The organism is Deinococcus radiopugnans ATCC 19172, from assembly GCF_006335125.1.
GTDB lineage: Bacteria > Deinococcota > Deinococci > Deinococcales > Deinococcaceae > Deinococcus > Deinococcus radiopugnans.
On record NZ_VDMO01000005.1, the window covers coordinates 1 to 16,907 of the forward strand.

Genomic DNA, 16,907 nt, shown 5'->3' on the forward strand with positions numbered 1-16,907 from the left:
ACACTCAAGGGCATCCTGCTGCCACGCCGCTGTTACAACTCGGTCGCTGAACTTCGGGCGGCCCTCCTCACCGGGCTGAAGATCCTCGGGACAAGGTTTATCTAGATGTTAAGTGCGGCATACTTAGCCGATCAGACCAGCCACCCCGTTGATCGTGACGGCCACGATCACCGCGCCGAACAGGTACGACAGCAGCGCGTGGCCCAGCAGCAGTCGGCGAAAGGCGCGGGTGGTGATCTCGGTGTCGCTGACCTGAAAGGTCATGCCGATGGTGAACGCCAGGTAGGCGAAGTCGCGGTAATCGGGGTCCTGGAGGGTGCCGTCCGGTCCTTCTGGAAAGGCCACGCCGCCGCCATCGCGGTAATACAGCCGGGCGTAGTGCAGGGCGTACTCGGTGTGGACCAGCAGCCAGGAGGCGGCGACGGTCAGTACGGCCAGCACAGTCAGCGCCGCCGCCGCCAGGCCCTTTTCTATCCCAGCCTGATGCAGCGCGAAGAGGACGCCCACCAGACTGACCAGCGAGGCCGTCAGCGTTATGCCGTCCGCCAGTGCCCTCGTGTCGTCCTCGCGCAGGGCCAGCGCGCGTGTCCGCTCCGGGGAGGAGGTCCACAGCAGCATGCGCAACCACAGCAGCATGCTCAGGCAGAACACCACCCAGCCCACCAGCACCCGCGCTTCCCAGGGCCAGGAGGATGGAGTCAGCAGCCCGGCCACGACGCACAGCGCCGTTCCCGCGATCAACCGGGACACAGCGGGGAGAAGATGGGCAGCGGTCATGCGCGGAGCATACGCCCGGTCAGGTGGGCGAAGGACTGTTGGCCTCCCATCCCGTCGTGACTGTGCCCCCGCGTCTCACCGCTGCGCTGGACATGCCCCCGGCAGCTCGCGCAACAACCGTTCCACGCCAGCTGTGCCGGCCAGGAGAAGATCAACGTGGCCTGTCCTGTCTCCAGTATGGGGCGGCCCTCAGTACCCCTGTGGACGGCGGAAGGGAAAGCACGAGGCCGCGGCTGACTAGATGCAGGGTGGTCTGAAAACACGATTCTGGTCCGCCCTGTTTGGCGTTAAGCTGCCCGCATGCCCATCCCACAGGCCCGTCTGGACGCGCTGGTTCAGGAGGCGCGGGACACCCACAGCAGCGCCCTGATCGTGATGCAGGACGGTAGAGTGCTGATCGACGAGATTCTGGACGGCGGTCGGGACCGTCCTATCGAAACCATGAGCGTGACTAAGGCGGTTCTGAGCCTGCTTGTCGGGCGGGCCGTCACCCTGGGACACCTGCCGGGAGCGGATGTTCCCATCAGTGATCTGTACCCCGAATGGAAACAGGGCCGCAAGCGGGGCGTGACCTTGCGCCACCTGATGACCCACACCAGCGGCCTGCAAAACATGCCCGGCACGATGCCGGAGATCTACCCCAGCCCCGATTTCGTGCAGCTGGCCCTGTGTGCGGAGCTGGAACAGGCGCCAGGCACCCACTTCGCCTACAACAACAAGGCCGCCAACCTGATCTGCGGCGTGCTGGAGCAGGCCACCGGGCAAAAGGCAGACGACTTTGCCCGTGCCGAATTGTTCGGGCCGCTGGGCATCGAGAACTGGTCCTGGGTGCGCGATAGGGCGGGCAACCCACACGGTATGGCAGGGCTGAGCCTGCGCCCCCGCGATCTGGCCCGGCTGGGTCAACTGGCGCTGGATGGGGGAGAGGTAGACGGAGCGCCATTGATCTCGCGCGGGTGGATTGAGGAGAGTACGCGCCCGGCCACGCCTCTGGACAACGAAATGGGCCTGCTATGGTGGATGCTGTTCGCCTGGAGGCGCTACACCATCACGGAAACGCAAGTCCGGAACGTCGCCGAATTGGGGGGAACCCCACAGCAGCTGACTGCGCTGCGCCAATGCCTCTGCGAGCAGGTTGACCGTGCCGGGCTGTCGAACCTGATGCGTATGGCCGGTCTGGTGGCCCCAGAATTGCCCATAGCGCCAGGGTGGGAATGGCTGATTGAGGAACACGGCCCAAGCGTCGGCTTCCGGCATGACGGTCATCTGGGGCAATTCCTGGTCATTCACCGGGACGCGGGACTGGTGGCCGTCCGCATGATCGCCTGGGATCACCCAGCCGCCAGGGATGAGGCCAGCGGCTTTCCTGGTTTTGATAACCACGTGCTGTCCCTGCTCGCGCCATAATCCGGGGATGAAAGAAAGCACCCGTGCCTGGCTGCGGCGCTGGCTTCCCGTGATGCTGTTCCTGCTGTTCGGGGCGCTGACGCTGGCCCAGGTCTGGCTGTCGGCCCATCCTGGCTGAGCGCGTGATGGTTGTTTCCCCTACTTGAGGCCCACCAGCACGGTGCTGAAGAGGGCCAGCCCCACCCCGGCCCACTGCACCGCGCCCAGGCGTTCGCGGTTCAGCAGCAGCGCCAGCACGGTGGTCAGCACGATGGACATGCTGCCCAGCACGGTCACGACGCTGTCCTCGCCGCGCCCCAGCCCCAGCGCGGTCACCAGGATCGCCCCGGTGGACAGCAGGCCAGACCAGCCGGCGTACTTCAGCGCCCCCGGTCCGTCGGCGGGGCGCAGGCCAGTGCGGCGCCGTTGCCAGACCCGCAGCGTCACGAAGGTCAGGATCAGCGTGCACACGCGCAGAATCCACGTCGCCTGCACGCCGCCCACGCGGGGGGTCAGGCCGTAGCCGATGACGAAGAAGCCCGCGCCCAGCACCACGGCGGCGAAGATGGCCCACCACGCGCCCTGAATCTGCGCGGGGGTGGACTGAAAGCCCTCCGTGTTCTGGGGCAGCGAAACCAGAATCACCGCCACCAGCACGCCCAGCAGCCCCAGGCCGGTCAGCAGGCTCAGGCGTTCGCCGCTCAGCCACGCCAGCGCGGTGGTCACGGCCCCGTAACTGCCCATGATCGGGGCCACCACCGCCAGTTGCCCCAGCCCCAGCGACTGGTAAAAGGCCAGCCCGCCCGCCGTCATCAGCGTGGACGCCCCCAGCGCCCAGGCCCATGCCACCGCGTCTGTGGGAAACAGACCCGTGCCGGTCAGCACCAGAAAGACCAGCAGCGCCGCCGCGCCGAAGCCCTGTGCGGCGAAGGACGCCCGCATGGCCCCCATGCGCCGCGAGGCCGGTTGCGCCAGATAATCCGCGAAGCCCCACGCCAGCGCCGCCAGCAGGCCGAGGGTTACGCCGCCCATTGATTCCTGAACTTCAGACCCATCGGCAGATGATAGCGGGCATGGTCATGGTCTACCTAACGCCCGTTAGGCTCGCCGCGCTATCCTGACTGCCATGAGCAAAGCAGTGATCGTGGCGGCGTCTCGCACGCCGACAGGCAAGTTTTTAGGGGCACTCTCGGACGTGAGCGCCGTGGAACTGGGCAGCATCACGCTGGCCGAAACCCTACGGCGTTCGGGGTTGGCGGCGGACGTGATCGAGGAAGTCATCATGGGTCAGGTGGTGCAGGCCGGCAGCGGACAGAACCCGGCCCGGCACGCGGCCCTCAAAGCGGGTCTGAGCAACGAGGTGGGTGCGCTGACCATCAACAAGGTCTGCGGCAGCGGCCTGAAAGCCGTGATCCTGGCCGCCCAGAGCATCCGCGCCGGGGATCAGTCGGCGGTGCTGGCGGGCGGCATGGAGAGCATGAGCAACGCGCCGTACCTGCTGCCGGGGGCCAGAAAAGGCTACCGCCTGGGCCACGCGCAGGTGCTGGACGCCAACACCCACGATGGCCTGTGGTGCAGCATCAACGACGAGGGCATGGGCCTGACCGGTGAGCGCGTGGCCGACAAATACGGGATTTCCCGTGAGGAGCAGGACGCCTTCGCCACCCGCAGCCACCAGCGGGCCATCGCCGCGCAGGGGGCCGGACGCTTTGCGGATGAAATTGTCCCCGTGACCGTGAGGGGCCGCAAGGGCGACACGGTAGTGGACACCGACGAGGGGCCGCGCCCCGACACCAGCCCAGAGACGCTGGCCCGCCTGAAGCCCGCCTTCAAAAAGGACGGTTCGGTCACGGCGGGCAACGCGCCGGGCCTGAACGACGCCGCCGCCAGCCTGCTGATCATGTCCGAGGAAGCCGCCGCCGCCCACGGCCTGACCCCCCTGGCCGAGATCGTGGACTACGCGACGGGCGGTCTGGCCCCCGAATGGGTGATGATGACCCCGGTGCCGGCCACCACCAAGCTGCTGCAAAAGCTGGGCTGGAGCGCAGAAGACGTAGATCTGTGGGAACTCAACGAGGCGTTCAGCGTTCAGAGCATCGCCGTGATGAACGAGCTGGGCCTGAACCCGGAACGCGTGAACGTCAACGGCGGCGCGGTGGCGCTGGGCCATCCGATTGGCGCGTCTGGCGCGCGGATTCTGGTCACGCTGCTGCACGCGCTGAAGCAGCAGGACAAGGAAACCGGGATTGCGACGCTGTGCATGGGCGGGGGCAATGGGCTGGCGCTGGCGGTGAAGCGGGTCTAAGGGTCAAGAGTCGAAGGGTCTAAGGAAGGGCGCAAGGGCTTTTCTTAGACCCTTTGACCCTCAGACCCTTAGACTTTCCCCCATGCCCACCCTCTGGATCATCGAAAGCCGCTACACCAAATCCGGCGACGAACTGGCCGCCGTCACGCCCCGCCACCGCGAATGGCTCGACCAGCATTACCGCTCCGGCGTGTTCCTGACCTCCGGGCGCAAGCTGGACAATACCGGCGGCGTGCTGGTGGCGCAGGCCGAGAGCGAGGAGCAACTGCGCGACCTCTTCAAGGACGATCCCTTCGTGCTAGAAGGCTGCTCGGAGTACGCCTTCACGCCGTTTACCCCGGTCAAGCGCGGGCGGGCGCTGGAGCTTGAGGGCGTGGCGCTAGTGGAGTGAAGTGGGTCAAGCTGTCAAACCGTCTAACGGTCTAACCGCCAAAAGATTTGCTTCAGCGGTTAGACGATTTGACTTTTAGACCTTTAGACCGGCGACATAGGAGCCATTATGAAATTCGGAGTCATCGGAGCAGGGCAGATGGGCGGCGGCATCGCGCAGGTGGCCGCGCAGAGTGGATTCGACGTGATCGTGCAGGACGTTCAGCAGGAGTATCTGGATCGGGGCCGGGGCGTCATCGAGAAGAGCCTTAACAAGCTGCACGAGAAGGGCAGGCTGGACGCCACGCCGGATGAGGTGCTGGGCCGCATCAAATTCACCACGCACATGCAGGACTTTGCCGACTGCGATCTGGTGGTGGAAGCCATCGTGGAGAACCAGGCGGTCAAGAACGCCCTGTTCGAGCAACTGGGGGGGATCGTCAAGCCCGAAGGCATCCTCGCCAGCAACACCAGTTCCATTCCCATCACCGCGCTGGCCTCGGCGTCGGGCCGCCCGGATCGCTTTATCGGCATGCACTTCATGAACCCGGTGCCGCTGATGGCCCTGGTGGAAGTGATTCGTGGCTATGCCACCAGCGACGAGACAGCGCAGTTCGTGACCCAGACCGCCGAAAAGATGGGCAAGACGCCGCTGACCTGCAACGACTTTCCCGGCTTCGTGTCTAACCGTATCCTGATGCCCATGCTCAACGAGGCCATCCAGTGCGTTATGGAAGGCGTGGCCGAACCCGAAGCCATTGACGGCATCATGAAACTGGGCATGAACCACCCGATGGGGCCACTGACGCTGGCGGATTTCATCGGCCTGGACACCTGCCTGAGCATCATGGAGGTGCTGCACATGGGGCTGGGCGACGACAAGTACCGCCCCTCGCCGCTATTGCGGAAGATGGTGCAGGCGGGATTGCTGGGGCGCAAGAGTGGAGAAGGCTTTTATAAGTATTGAGGCAAAGCGAAACGGGTGGTTCTGCCCCACCCGTATCTAAAGGCATCGTCATTTTGGGTGACGGCAGCGTCATGGGCTGCGCTCTATCCTGGGGACATGAACGTTACCCGCCACTTCAGCGACACGCGGACAGACCAGGGCCGTGTGCGGTTTCTTCTGGCTTCCGGCCGCGTCTGCCTGATGGCGGAGGGACCAGGCTGGACGCACCGCAGCGCCCACGACACGCTGGCCGACGCCGCAACTTTTCTGGCGTTGTTGCCTGGGCTGGAGGGCGGGTTGTACCGTCAAGCCCTCGATGATCTGGAGCATCAACTGGCCTTCGAGCGCGGCTATCTGGGCGCAGCCTAGAACGGGAAAACTCAGGCTCCATGTCTCCATCCGTCATTCATGCGACGGATGGTTTTTTTGAGGCCCCTTATGATCAGGCATGACTGGAATTGCGCGGCAGGTGACCTTGGTGCTGGCGACGGTACTGACGCTGGTGATGAACTATCTCAGCAACGCGCTGCCGCTGTTCGGCAATACGAACGGTCAGATCAGCGACTCGCTGCCCAACGCCTTCACGCCGGCCGGGCTGACCTTCGCGGTGTGGGGGCCGATCTTCCTGGGGCTGGCGGTGTTTGCGGTGTATCAGGCGTTGCCCGCCGGGCGCGGCCCGCGCTATGACCGCCTGTTCTGGCCTTTTTTGCTGGGCAACCTGCTGAACGTGGCGTGGCTGTTCGCCTTTCAGAGCCTCACCTTCGGTCTCAGTGTGGTGATCATGCTGGCGCTGCTGGGCAGCCTGATCTGGCTGTACCTGACGGTGCGCGGCCTGCAGCCCCTGAGCGGCGAGTTCTGGGCGCTGCAAGTTCCCGCCAGCCTGTATCTGGCCTGGATCAGCGTGGCGACGATGGCGAACATCACGGCGTTTCTGGTGAGCGCGGGCATTACGGACGGCGTGCTGGGCATCGGCGCACAGCTGTGGTCCGCCCTGCTGGTGGTGATCGCGGGGCTGGTGGGCACCTTCTTCCTGCTGCGGTATCGCGACTACGCCTTTGCCGCCGTGCTGCTGTGGGCCTTCCTGGGCGTGTATCTGGCCCGCCCGGATACGCTGCTGGTGGCGGTGGGCGTGATCGCGGGGGCTGTTCTCGTCGTCGTGGCAGGTCTCCGGGCCATGCGGCAGGGAAGAATGGCGCTGTAGCCCGCCCATGCGTTCCAACCCTTGTGATTGCTACACTGCCCACAATGCAAGCGTCTGACACGCCTCTAGCCCTGATCGGCTACCCTGCCCCCGCTGCCCGCGCCCTGCGTGAATTGGGGCTGGTGGCTCTCGCCACCCCCACGGACCATCTGAAAGAAGTCATGGACGCCTGCATGACGCTGGGGTTCAGCGGCGCGCTGGTCCACCGCAGCCAGGAGGTCCGGGCTGCCGAGGCCACGCAGGCCGACGCCAGTGCCCGCCGGGTGGGCCGGGTGGACGCCGTGGCCTTCACGGCAGGCGCGCATGGCACCTTCGCCCTGGCCGACGCTTTGGGCGACACGTTGGAGGCCAGCGGCTACGCCTCGCGCGGGGCCAGCGCACTGCTGCTGGGCACCGACATGCACGATCTGGCGCTGGCCCTGCCGCTGACCCGTCTGGGTTTCTCGGCGGTGGGCGTGGCGGCCGCCAACACCCCGGACGCCGAGCGGGCCGCCCGTGACCTTCCGGCAGGCGTGCGCGCCTTTCCCGTCAGCCGTCAGGACTCGGCCCTGGCAGGACTGGCCGAGCGGGCGGACCTGCTGGTGCTGACGGGTGGCCACCTCCCGGCGGGACTGGCCCAGCCGTACCACACGATCATTGACCTGACGGGACAGCTCCAGACCGCGCCCGGCGGGGCCACCCTGCTGGACCTGACTGAGCTGCACACCCGCCGCCTGGCCCGCCAGCTGGCCCACGCCACCGGCCAGCGCTTTCACGCCGGGGAGCTGACTGGAGCGGTGGCGGCGCTGGCCTAAGAAAACCCCTCTCCATCAAGAAGAGGGGAAGAAAGGAGGACCGTCTGTTACTGAGTGCTGCTACTGGGTGCTGCTACTGGGTGCTGCGCGGGTCCAGCACGTCCCGCAGGCCGTCGCCCAGCAGGTTAAAGCCCAGCACCGTCAGGAAAATGGCCAGACCGGGGAAGATCATGGTCCAGGGGTAATCCACGTAGTACGAGCGCGAGTCGCTGATCATGGTGCCCCATTCCGGCAGCGGGGGCTGCGCGCCGATGCCCAGGAAGCCCAGGGCGGCCACCTCGATGGTGGCGGTGGCGATGCTCAGCGCGCCCTGCACGATCAGCGGCGAGAGGCTGTTGGGCAGCACGTGCCGGAAGATCATACGCCCCTGCGACGCGCCCAGTGCTCCGGCGGCCTGCACGAACTCGCGCTCGCGGACGCTGAGGACCACGCTGCGGGCCAGACGCAGATAGACAGGCACCTGCACCAGAGACACGGCCAGCATGGCCGTCACCAGCTGTGGACTGCTCAACGCGAAGAGTCGGTCCATCGCGGCGATGAGGATCGGTGGATTGTCCACGCTGAAGATGCTGGCAAAGCCAATGGCCAGCAGAATGCTGGGAAAGGCCAGCATCACGTCGCTCAGGTAGCCCAGCACGTTGTCCAGCCAGCCGCCGAAATACCCGGCCAGCACGCCCAGCAGCGAGCCGATGACTAGTGCCAGAATGGTGGACACCACGCCCACCTTCAGCGAGATGCGGGTGCCGTGCAGCACGCGCGTGAACACGTCGCGGCCCAGATTGTCCGTGCCAAACGGGGCAGCCCAGAGGTTGGTCTTGCCCGTCACGGGGTCGGTGTACGTTTCCCTGGCGTCCGGGTTCCACAGCGCCGTGATGCTGGGGGGCTTGAGATTCAGGCGGTAATTGCGGTCCGTGGTGGGATCGTAGGGGCGCAGCACCTGCGCGAACACGGCCAGCAGCACGAACAGGATCACGATGATGCCGCCGACCTTGCCCGGCGTGCTCTTGCGGAAGCGCCGCCAGAAGATGCTCTCCTGCTTTTTGGCGGGCGCGGTGGTGGAGGGTGTCGTGGTGGTCATAGATTGGCCCTCCTCATCAGTTGTACTGAATCCTGGGATCGAGGGCCGCGTAACTGAGATCCACCAGCAGGTTGACCACGCTGACCACCAGCGCCGCGAAGATCACGCCGCCCTGGATGATCGGGTAATCGCGCTGCGCGATGGCGTCGTAGACCCATGAGCCGATGCCCGGCCACGAGAAGATCGTCTCGGTGAGGACTGCGCCGCCCAGCAGCGCCCCTGCCTGCAGGCCGATCACGGTGACCACCGGCAGCAGCGCATTTCGCAGCGCGTGCTTGATGGTGACCGAATTGGGGGCCAGCCCCTTGGCGCGTGCGGTGCGGACATAATCCTGCCCCAGCACGTCCAGCAGGCTGCTGCGGGTGATACGCGAGATGATCGCCAGCGGAATGCTGCCCAGCGCGATGGCCGGCAGGATCAGGTGTTTCAGGGCGTCCCAGAACGCCCCGGCGTTGCCGCGCAGCACCGAATCCAGCAGGTAGAAGCCGGTGATCGGCTCGATGTTGTACTCGTAGCCCAGGCGGGCGCTGGGCGGCAACCAACCCAGCTTGACCGCAAAAAAGTACGACAGCAGCAGGCCCAGCCAGAACACCGGCATGCTCACGCCCACCAGGCTGATGCCGGTGGCCAGGTTGTCCCAGCCGCTGTTTCGCCGCAGGGCGGCCAGAATTCCGGCGGGCATCCCGACAATCAGCGCGAACAGCAGCGCAGCGATGCTCAGCTCGGCGGTGGCCGGAAAGCGCGCCTTGAGTTCGTTGACCACCGGGATGTTGCTTTTCAGCCCGCTGCCCAGGTCACCCTGCACCAGCGCCGAGATGTACTTGGGATACTGCGCGTCCAGCGGGTTGGCCGGATTGAAGAACCACGGCTTGTTCAGCCCCAGTTGCTCGCGCAGGGCCGCCGCCGCCGCCGGGGTGGCCCGCTCGCCCAGCATGGCGACGGCGGGGTCGCCGGGGATCGAGCGCACGAAGACGAACACCACCACACTGATACCCAGCATCACCAGTACAGTCCGCAGGATGCGGCGGATCAGATAACTGCCCAAAGCAGACCTCCTTGGATTTCGCGGGACGTGCGAAACCGGAACGAAAACGGAAAGAGAGACAGCGGCGCCAGTCGGGGCATGGCGTCCGGGCAGTTTAAGCGCTACAGGAGCGGTGTGACGGCCTGAGGGTTAGATGCTCCCGCAGCCAACCCGCCGCCTCAAAAGAGGAGGGCAGACCTCCACCCGGAAATCTGCCCTCCTCAAGCGTCGTGCCGGCCTCTTACTTCTTGCCGTCGATGGTGATGGTGTTGAAGGCCTCGCTGCCCAGCGGGCTGGGCACCCAGCCCTTGACGTAGGTGCGGGCGGCGGCCAGCGGCTGGCTGTGCGCGATGGGCAGGCGGTAGGCCGCGTTGTAGGTCAGGTCGTGGATCTGGGTGTAGACCTTGGCCTTGGCGGCCTGGGTGGCGGCGGCGCGGCCCTGCTCCAGCAGCTTCTGAATTTCGGGCGGGTTCCAGCTGATGTCGCTGCTGCCGTTCTCGCCGTAGTACGCACCGTAGAAGTTGTCGGGGTCACCGTAGTCGCCGGTCCAGCCGATCATGTACATGTCGAAGCCCGGCTCGGCGTTGCGGTCCTGCAGGTACTTGGCCCAGTCCTCGGTCTTGAGGTTGACCTTGATGCCGATGGCGCTCAGGTCGGCGGCCATGGCCTCGGCGATCGGCTTGGGGTTGGGGAAGTACGGGCGGGACACCGGCATGTACCACAGGTCCACGCTGAAGCCGTTGGGGTAGCCGGCGTCGGCCAGCATCTTTTTGGCGGCGGCGGGATCGAATTTGTAGTCGGCCGGCACCTTGGAGCTGTTGGCCCAGGCCAGCACGGGCGGCAGGAAGCTGGCGTTGCTGACGGCCAGACCGTTCCAGAACGCGTCCACGATGGCCTTCTTGTTGATGGCCATGCTGATGGCCTGACGCACCTTGTCGTTCTTCAGATACTTGTTGTTGTTGTTCAGGCTCAAGAAGCCCACGTTGAAGCTGGGGCGCTTGACCGCCACCAGATTCTTGTCGGCCTCCACGCTCTTGAGGCTGTCGGGGGTCAGGTCGTTGGCGAAGTCGATGGTGCCGGCCTTCATCTCGTTCAGGCGCTGCGAGGCGTCCTTGATGCTGCGGATCACCAGGCTGTCGACCTTGGGCTTAACGCCCCAGTAGGACTTGTTGGGCGACAAGGTCACGCGGTCCCCGGTGCGCCAGCTCTGGAAGATGAAGGGGCCGGTGCCGACGGCCTTGCTGGCGGGCGTGCCGTACTTCGCGCCGTCCTTCTTGATGGCGGTGGGACTGGCGATGCCGAAATACCCGGCGGCCAGCACGTTGGGCAGCACGGTGCTGGACTTGGTCAGGTCCACCCGCACGGTCATGTTGTCCACCTTGACGATGTCCTTGATCACGGCGGTGGGGTCACCCTTGAAGCCGCCCAGCAGGTCACCCACGATCTCGAAGGTGCGGCCCTGGTCGCGGAAGCCGTAGGCGTCGGACTTGTCCCACCAGCGGCGCAGGTTGAAGACGATGGCGTCGGCGTTCATGGGCGTGCCGTCGTGGAACTTCACATTGGGCCGCAGCTTGAAGGTCCAGGCGGTGGAGTTGGCGTTGGGCGTCCAGGAGGTGGCCAGGCCGGGCACCAGATCGGTGGTGCCGTCCTTGAAGTCGATCAGCGTGTCGTAGATCTGGCGCTGCACCAGAATGCTGATGCCGTCGGTGATGTTGCCCGATTCCAGGCTGACGGGCTCACCGTTGTTGCCGAAGACCAGCGTGGCAGCGGTGGCCGAAGAGAGGGTGCCGCAAGAGGTCAGCAGCGCGGTCAGTAGAAACTTCTTCATAGGAATCCTCCGGACCCAGGCATGTCCCGTCGCCGGCACGAGGCAGGCCAATCAGGAAATGAGGGCGGGTGAGAATGTGGAACGTGGGCTAAGCGTAGGGTGAGGCCGGAGGGGTGTCAAGCTGTCGCATCACTGCCAACCGGAAGAACCGTGTGTGGCACTCTATTTTCCGCCGCCGATCAGGGTCAGTCCAATCAGGGCGGGATTGGCATTCTTGCCCTCGCTGACCAGCGTGATGTTCCGAATGACCGCGCCGGGTTTGGGGTTTTTCCATTCCAGTATCGGCACGTTCACGGCCAGCCCGTCCGCCGTCTGTCCCGCCCAGCCGGGCGCCGGGATCATGGAGGTGGGCAGCAAGTCCGTCCACGCGCGGATGTGCCGTCCGTATTCCAGCGGCTGCACCAGTTTGCTGCCGTCGGCGTACTCGATCTCGTAATGCCCGATGTTCTCGCGGGCCAGCGCCCCCGGCCAGCCGGTGGTGTGCAGGAAGGCGACGGCGTCGGCCTTGCGCCCGATCTCAAGCGTGACTTTCGTGGGCAGGTCACCCACCGCCCCACGCGCTCCCCTGAGCATCACCGCGCCGGAGATGTCGAACCGGTACGCGCCGATCTGCTGGACGCCCGGTTTCAGATTTCGCAGATCGATGTCCGGCCCCTTGCCGATCCAGCCCTTCTCGTCGTCGTCGGTCAGGCTGCGCGTGGCGGCGGCCCTCAGGCTGACCGTGGCGCCGGCCGTTCCCCGGTAGGCCACGGGCGCGTACAGGTCACGATAAATCGACTCTGCGTTCACGACTGCTTTGGCCTCCGGGTTCCAGAACGCTCCCGCCGCCCGCACGGAGGCCACGCCCTGCTGTGCCTGCCCGTCCCAGATGCTCGGGTTGCCGAAATACCCCGTCCAGCGCGTCTGGATCATGCCCAGCGCCCCGGCCTTCTGCGCCGAGCGGGCCAGCCCCTCGGCGTTGCCGGCCTCGTCCCACGACGCGCCCAGCACCGGGAAGCCCAGCCCGGCGATCCTCCCCAGCATGTCGTAGTCCGTGCCCGGCGCGTAGTTCCAGTACGCCACCTGAATGTCCTTCGGCAATTTGGCGGGCAGCGTGGCGATCACCGAATCCGAGAACGCCGAGTCGTGCCAGATCATGGTGTTCACGCCCAGCGACTTGAGGTAGTCGTGAATCTTGACCGTGTCGTCCACGAACAGTTTCTCGAAACCCGCCGCCTTGCCGTTCGCCCGCGCGGGGAAGCGGTCACGGTTGCGCACCTCGTCGTGGCCGATGTGGATGGTCTTCGCCCCGAAGACCTCCGCCGCCTCCTTGAAGATGGGAAACAGGACGCGGCTGTACGTCGCCGGATTCAGGGTGTCGTAGGCGTAGGGATTCTGGCTGTCCGGGTCTTGAAACAGGTCCTTGTTCGCGCCGCCGTAATACATCCACTGGACGTGCCCCAGCGTCTCGATCAGGGGAATGACCTCCAGGCCGTGTTCGCGGGCCAGCGCCGCCACCCGCCGCGCCTCGGCCTTGCTCGCGCCGCCGGGGTGCGCGTAGCCGCCCGCCCGCGCCGTGTCCCACTGCACGTAGTTGCTCATGACCAGCACCGCGTTGTATTTCAGCGCGGCCAGCAGGGGAATCAGCGCGTCGTTGACCCCTTTGCTGTACTGATCGAGGTAGATCATCGCCACCCGTTCCTTCAGCGCGGGCGAGTCGCTGATCCTGGCGAAGCGCAGGCCCGCAGGTGTCAGCAGTTGCCGCAGCGTCTGTGCGCCCTGGTAAGCCCCTTGAGCGTCCGCGCCGACGATGTACGCGCCGCCCGCGTCCACCCACAGCGCGTAGCCCTCGGCGGCAGTGGTGGACAGGCCCGCCGCTTTCGCCCTGGCGGCCAGCTCAGCGTCGGCCAGCGTGCCGATGGTGATGGCCGGTTTGCTCGCTGTGGCTTCCGGCAGCGTCGCGCCCAGCCGCGTTTTCCACTCGGCTTTCAGGTCGCGCGCCGCCCAGCCCAGTTCCGGGGCGTTGCCCAACGTGCGAACGCTCAGACCCGTCAGCGCCAGCGTTCCGGCAGGAAACTCCGCCCGCTTGGGCTGCGGCACCAGCTGGGTATTGGGCACCTGGGCGCGGGCGTCGGGAATGGGAGTGATCTGTGCGGGGGCGGCGTGGGCGGTGGCTAAAGCGAAGAGACTCAATGCCAGGAAGCTTTTTGGTGACGTCATCGGTGAAATCCTTTTGGTGGCTGGGGAAAGCAGGGGCGGAACGGCGTGGGCAGTCCTTCCGAGGCAAAGAAACGGGGAGCATCCGGGCCACCCCGAACACCCCCGCTTCATTGCATGACGCTTCAGAGGCTGGCGTTCCAGGCCTTCACGATGTCGTCCAGCGCGGCCTTCACGGTCTTCTGTCCGGCCATCGCCGATTCGATGTTGTCCTTGAAGACCTTGTTCAGCTTGCTGGCGTCGGGGTAGTTCAGGGTCAGATCCCTGGCCTTCTTCAGCTCGGTGCTGGCGACGAGTTTGCCCTGATCGATGGCCGAGGCCCCGCCCTGCTTGAAGAACTTGTCGGTGCTGGCCTTGACCGTGCTGGGAAAGGTGGTCTTGGTGACCCGGCTGAACTGCAGCTGGTTGGCGTCGTTGGTCAGGAACAGCGCCAGCTTCTGCGCCAGCGCCCTGTCCCTGACCCCCTTGGGCACCGTGAAGCCCATCAGCGGCGTGTGGATCACGTTCCCGGCCAGGTTGATCGGGTACGGCGCGACTTTGGTCAGGTTGTAAATGGCCTTGTTGTCGTTCTCTACCCGGATGATGAACTGCGGCCCCGTGATCAGCATGCCCAGCTTGCCCGACGAATACAGTTCGGTGGCGGCGGTGTAGCCCCGGCGCATGGTGTCCTCGGGGATGTACCCGGCCTTGTACAGATCCACGTACTGCTGCACCAGCCGGATGTGTTCGGGACTGTTGAACACCGCCTTGTTGCCGCTCTTGTCCAGCACCGGCAGCCCCGCCTCCTGAAACAGGTACAGCATGTTGATGCCGCCAATGTTGGGCATGAAGCCGTACATGCCGGTCTTGTCCTTGATCTGTTTGGCGGCGGCGATGATGGTCTGGATGGTGCGCGGCGGGTTGTTGGGATCGAGCCCTGCCTTCTTGAAGATGTCGGTGTTGTACGCCACCACCTTGGGCGCCCAGTACCACGGCACGCCCATCACCTTGCCGTCGAAGGTGAAGGTGCTGAGCGGCGACTCGAAATACAACTTCTTCGCGGCGGCGTCCAGCGTCAGCGGCTCCAGCGCCCCCTGCTGCACCAGCTTGACCGCCATGTCCGAGGACAGGTTCACGGCGGCGGGCGGGCGGCCCGAGGCGACGGCGGCCAGCAGCTTCTGTTCCATCGCGTTGCTGGGCACGTCCACCCACTTCAAGGACACGTTCGGGTTTTCCTTCTCAAACTGCGTCACCAGCCGGTTCATCTCATCGTTGAACAGCGGCGCAAGGCTGATCGTCCAGAACTCCAGCTGGGTCTTCTGCGCGCCCGCGACGGTGCCCGAAGCGGCGGCGAGCAGGGCGGCGGTGAGCAGGGCGGGACGGGAAAAGGCTTTTTTCATGGGTGACTCCTGGCGAAAGCGGGCAGAGGACGGGAACGGCTCTGGAGGTTGGATTGCGGCGTGATGCCGAGAATGTAGCGCCGCGCCGCCGCGCTTGCCTGAGAAGTTGTCGGGCTTCCTCATTTGCGCCTCGGGGCTGTTACCCTGCGGGCCATGACTGCCCAACCCCTGCCCGGCGCCTTCGCGATGGTGGACATTCCCGGCCCTGTGCTGGACGCCGAGACGGCCGCGCACCTCAAAAAATACGGCGTCCGCAGCGTGTGTCTGTTCGGCAAGAACATCGAGTCGGTGGCGCAATTGCGCCGTCTGTGCGCCGATCTTCGCGAGGTGCTGGGCGAGGACGCGCTGATTGCCCTGGACCATGAGGGCGGCGCGATTCTGCGCCCGGACTTCTGGCCCTTCGCCCCGTCCGCGATGGATTTGGGCGCGGCGGACGACGCGGCGTTGACCCAGGACGTCTCGGCGGCGCTGGGCCGCCAGCTCCGGAGCGTCGGCATCAACTGGAATTTCGCCCCGGTGCTGGACGTGAACGTCAGCCCGGCCAATCCGGTGATCGGCGAACGGGCCTACGGGGCGGACCCGGCCACCGTCACGCGGCACGGGCGGGCGGCGCTGGCCGGCTTAGCGGCGGCGGGGGTGGCCGCCTGCGTCAAGCATTTTCCGGGGCATGGCGACACGCGGGTGGACAGCCACCTGGCCCTGCCGCGCGTGGACAAGAGCCGCGCCGAGCTGGAGGCCACCGAATTCGCCCCCTTCCGTGACCTGCTGCCCTGGACGCCCGCCGTGATGACCGCCCACATCGTCTACCCCACGCTGGATGACGTGCATCCCGCCACCCTTTCGCGCCGGATTCTAACTGGACTGCTACGGCAGGAATGGGGCTTTGACGGCGTGACCGTCACCGACAGCATGGGCATGAAAGCCATCGATGACCACTACGGGCGCGGCGAGGCGGGGGTGCTGGCGCTGGAAGCGGGGGCCGATCTGGTGATGGCCCTGGGCCGCCGAGAGGCGCAGGAGGCCACGCTGGAGGCCATCGGCGCGGCGCTGCAGAATCGGCTGAACCGTCAGGAAATGGAGGCCAGTCTGGAGCGTCTGCACGCGCTGGGCCGGCAGTACCCGGCGCGGGCGGACACCTCGCTGAATCCACAGGACGACGCGGACCTCCTGCGCCATGCTTGGGCGCAGGGCCTCACGGCCTACCGCAATCCAGTCCCGCCCAAACCCGGTTCCCGCATCACCCTGATCGCCCACCGCCAGCCCGTGCGCGAGACGGTCAGCGAGGCTGGAGCCGACGCCGAAACGCTGGCCCGCGAGCTGGGGCAGGTCTACGACGTCAACCTCATCCCCTTCGAGACGCCAGACGAGATCAACTGGCACGCGGCCCGCGCCGCTGGTGATCCGGTAATTCTGGCCACCACCGCCCGCCACCGTCACCCGGCCCTGATCGGCGTGCAGCCGGACCTGCACATCGCCCTGTACAACCCCTATGCTGTGCTGGACGTCGATGCGCCCGCGCTGCTGGCCTACGGTTTCCGGCCCGAAGCCCGCGCCGCCGTGCTGGGCTGGCTGAAAGGGGAGACAGGGGCAGGGGGAATTCTTCCTTTCGCCCCGTCCTGACCCC

General features: G+C 66.0%; 15 protein-coding genes. 8 read left to right on the plus strand and 7 right to left on the minus strand.

From position 1 onward, the window contains the following. Positions 1-123 precede the first annotated feature (123 nt). Positions 124-777, minus strand: a complete 654-nt coding sequence (locus tag FHR04_RS05425) for a DUF1345 domain-containing protein (protein ID WP_139401432.1) — start codon at positions 775-777, stop codon at positions 124-126. A gap of 300 nt (positions 778-1,077) precedes the next feature. Here FHR04_RS05425 and FHR04_RS05430 point away from each other — a divergent pair, with 300 nt between their 5' ends. After that, positions 1,078-2,184 (plus strand): serine hydrolase domain-containing protein, encoded by a 1,107-nt coding sequence (locus tag FHR04_RS05430; RefSeq protein ID WP_139401434.1) that lies wholly within the window; start codon positions 1,078-1,080, stop codon positions 2,182-2,184. Between the two features lie 138 nt (positions 2,185-2,322). Here the strand turns inward: FHR04_RS05430 and FHR04_RS05435 are convergent, their stop codons facing one another. Further along, complete coding sequence (locus tag FHR04_RS05435; RefSeq protein ID WP_139401436.1) at positions 2,323-3,195, minus strand: EamA family transporter; 873 nt, start codon at positions 3,193-3,195, stop codon at positions 2,323-2,325. A 94-nt stretch (positions 3,196-3,289) separates the two neighbouring features. Here FHR04_RS05435 and FHR04_RS05440 point away from each other — a divergent pair, with 94 nt between their 5' ends. The 6 genes from FHR04_RS05440 to FHR04_RS05465 all read left to right on the plus strand — a co-directional run bounded on the left by FHR04_RS05440 (position 3,290) and on the right by FHR04_RS05465 (position 7,778). Continuing rightward, positions 3,290-4,468 (plus strand): thiolase family protein, encoded by a 1,179-nt coding sequence (locus FHR04_RS05440; RefSeq protein ID WP_039684063.1) that lies wholly within the window; start codon positions 3,290-3,292, stop codon positions 4,466-4,468. Positions 4,469-4,550: 82 nt separating this feature from the next. Continuing rightward, positions 4,551-4,859, plus strand: a complete 309-nt coding sequence (locus FHR04_RS05445; protein ID WP_139401437.1) for a YciI family protein — start codon at positions 4,551-4,553, stop codon at positions 4,857-4,859. A 108-nt stretch (positions 4,860-4,967) separates the two neighbouring features. Next, positions 4,968-5,804 carry a 3-hydroxyacyl-CoA dehydrogenase family protein gene (locus tag FHR04_RS05450; RefSeq protein WP_139401439.1) on the plus strand — a complete coding sequence of 279 codons (837 nt, stop codon included), beginning with the start codon at positions 4,968-4,970 and terminating at the stop codon, positions 5,802-5,804. A 96-nt stretch (positions 5,805-5,900) separates the two neighbouring features. Beyond that, positions 5,901-6,152, plus strand: a complete 252-nt coding sequence (locus tag FHR04_RS05455) for a hypothetical protein (protein ID WP_139401441.1) — start codon at positions 5,901-5,903, stop codon at positions 6,150-6,152. Between the two features lie 79 nt (positions 6,153-6,231). Continuing rightward, the gene (locus FHR04_RS05460; protein WP_139401443.1) at positions 6,232-6,984 is read left to right on the plus strand and encodes a TspO/MBR family protein; all 753 of its coding nucleotides are present in this window, start codon (positions 6,232-6,234) and stop codon (positions 6,982-6,984) included. A gap of 44 nt (positions 6,985-7,028) precedes the next feature. Beyond that, entirely contained in the window at positions 7,029-7,778 is a 750-nt protein-coding gene (locus tag FHR04_RS05465) for a shikimate dehydrogenase (RefSeq protein WP_139401445.1), read from the plus strand. A 73-nt stretch (positions 7,779-7,851) separates the two neighbouring features. Here FHR04_RS05465 and FHR04_RS05470 read toward each other — a convergent pair whose 3' ends face one another. From FHR04_RS05470 to FHR04_RS05490, 5 genes are all read right to left on the minus strand, one after another. Further along, positions 7,852-8,856 carry an ABC transporter permease gene (locus FHR04_RS05470; protein ID WP_039684051.1) on the minus strand — a complete coding sequence of 335 codons (1,005 nt, stop codon included), beginning with the start codon at positions 8,854-8,856 and terminating at the stop codon, positions 7,852-7,854. 16 nt (positions 8,857-8,872) lie between these two features. Further along, on the minus strand, positions 8,873-9,901 hold the full coding sequence (locus tag FHR04_RS05475) for an ABC transporter permease (protein WP_039684049.1): 1,029 nt from the start codon (positions 9,899-9,901) through the stop codon (positions 8,873-8,875). A gap of 220 nt (positions 9,902-10,121) precedes the next feature. Then, positions 10,122-11,708, minus strand: a complete 1,587-nt coding sequence (locus tag FHR04_RS05480) for an ABC transporter substrate-binding protein (protein WP_039684047.1) — start codon at positions 11,706-11,708, stop codon at positions 10,122-10,124. A 162-nt stretch (positions 11,709-11,870) separates the two neighbouring features. After that, complete coding sequence (locus FHR04_RS05485; RefSeq protein WP_139401447.1) at positions 11,871-13,907, minus strand: beta-N-acetylhexosaminidase; 2,037 nt, start codon at positions 13,905-13,907, stop codon at positions 11,871-11,873. A gap of 122 nt (positions 13,908-14,029) precedes the next feature. Continuing rightward, a complete protein-coding gene (locus tag FHR04_RS05490) occupies positions 14,030-15,283 on the minus strand; it encodes an ABC transporter substrate-binding protein (protein WP_139401449.1) in 1,254 nt (417 codons plus the stop codon). A 153-nt stretch (positions 15,284-15,436) separates the two neighbouring features. Here FHR04_RS05490 and nagZ point away from each other — a divergent pair, with 153 nt between their 5' ends. Continuing rightward, positions 15,437-16,903, plus strand: a complete 1,467-nt coding sequence (gene nagZ, locus FHR04_RS05495; RefSeq protein ID WP_311734707.1) for a beta-N-acetylhexosaminidase — start codon at positions 15,437-15,439, stop codon at positions 16,901-16,903. The last annotated feature ends 4 nt before the right edge of the window (positions 16,904-16,907 follow it).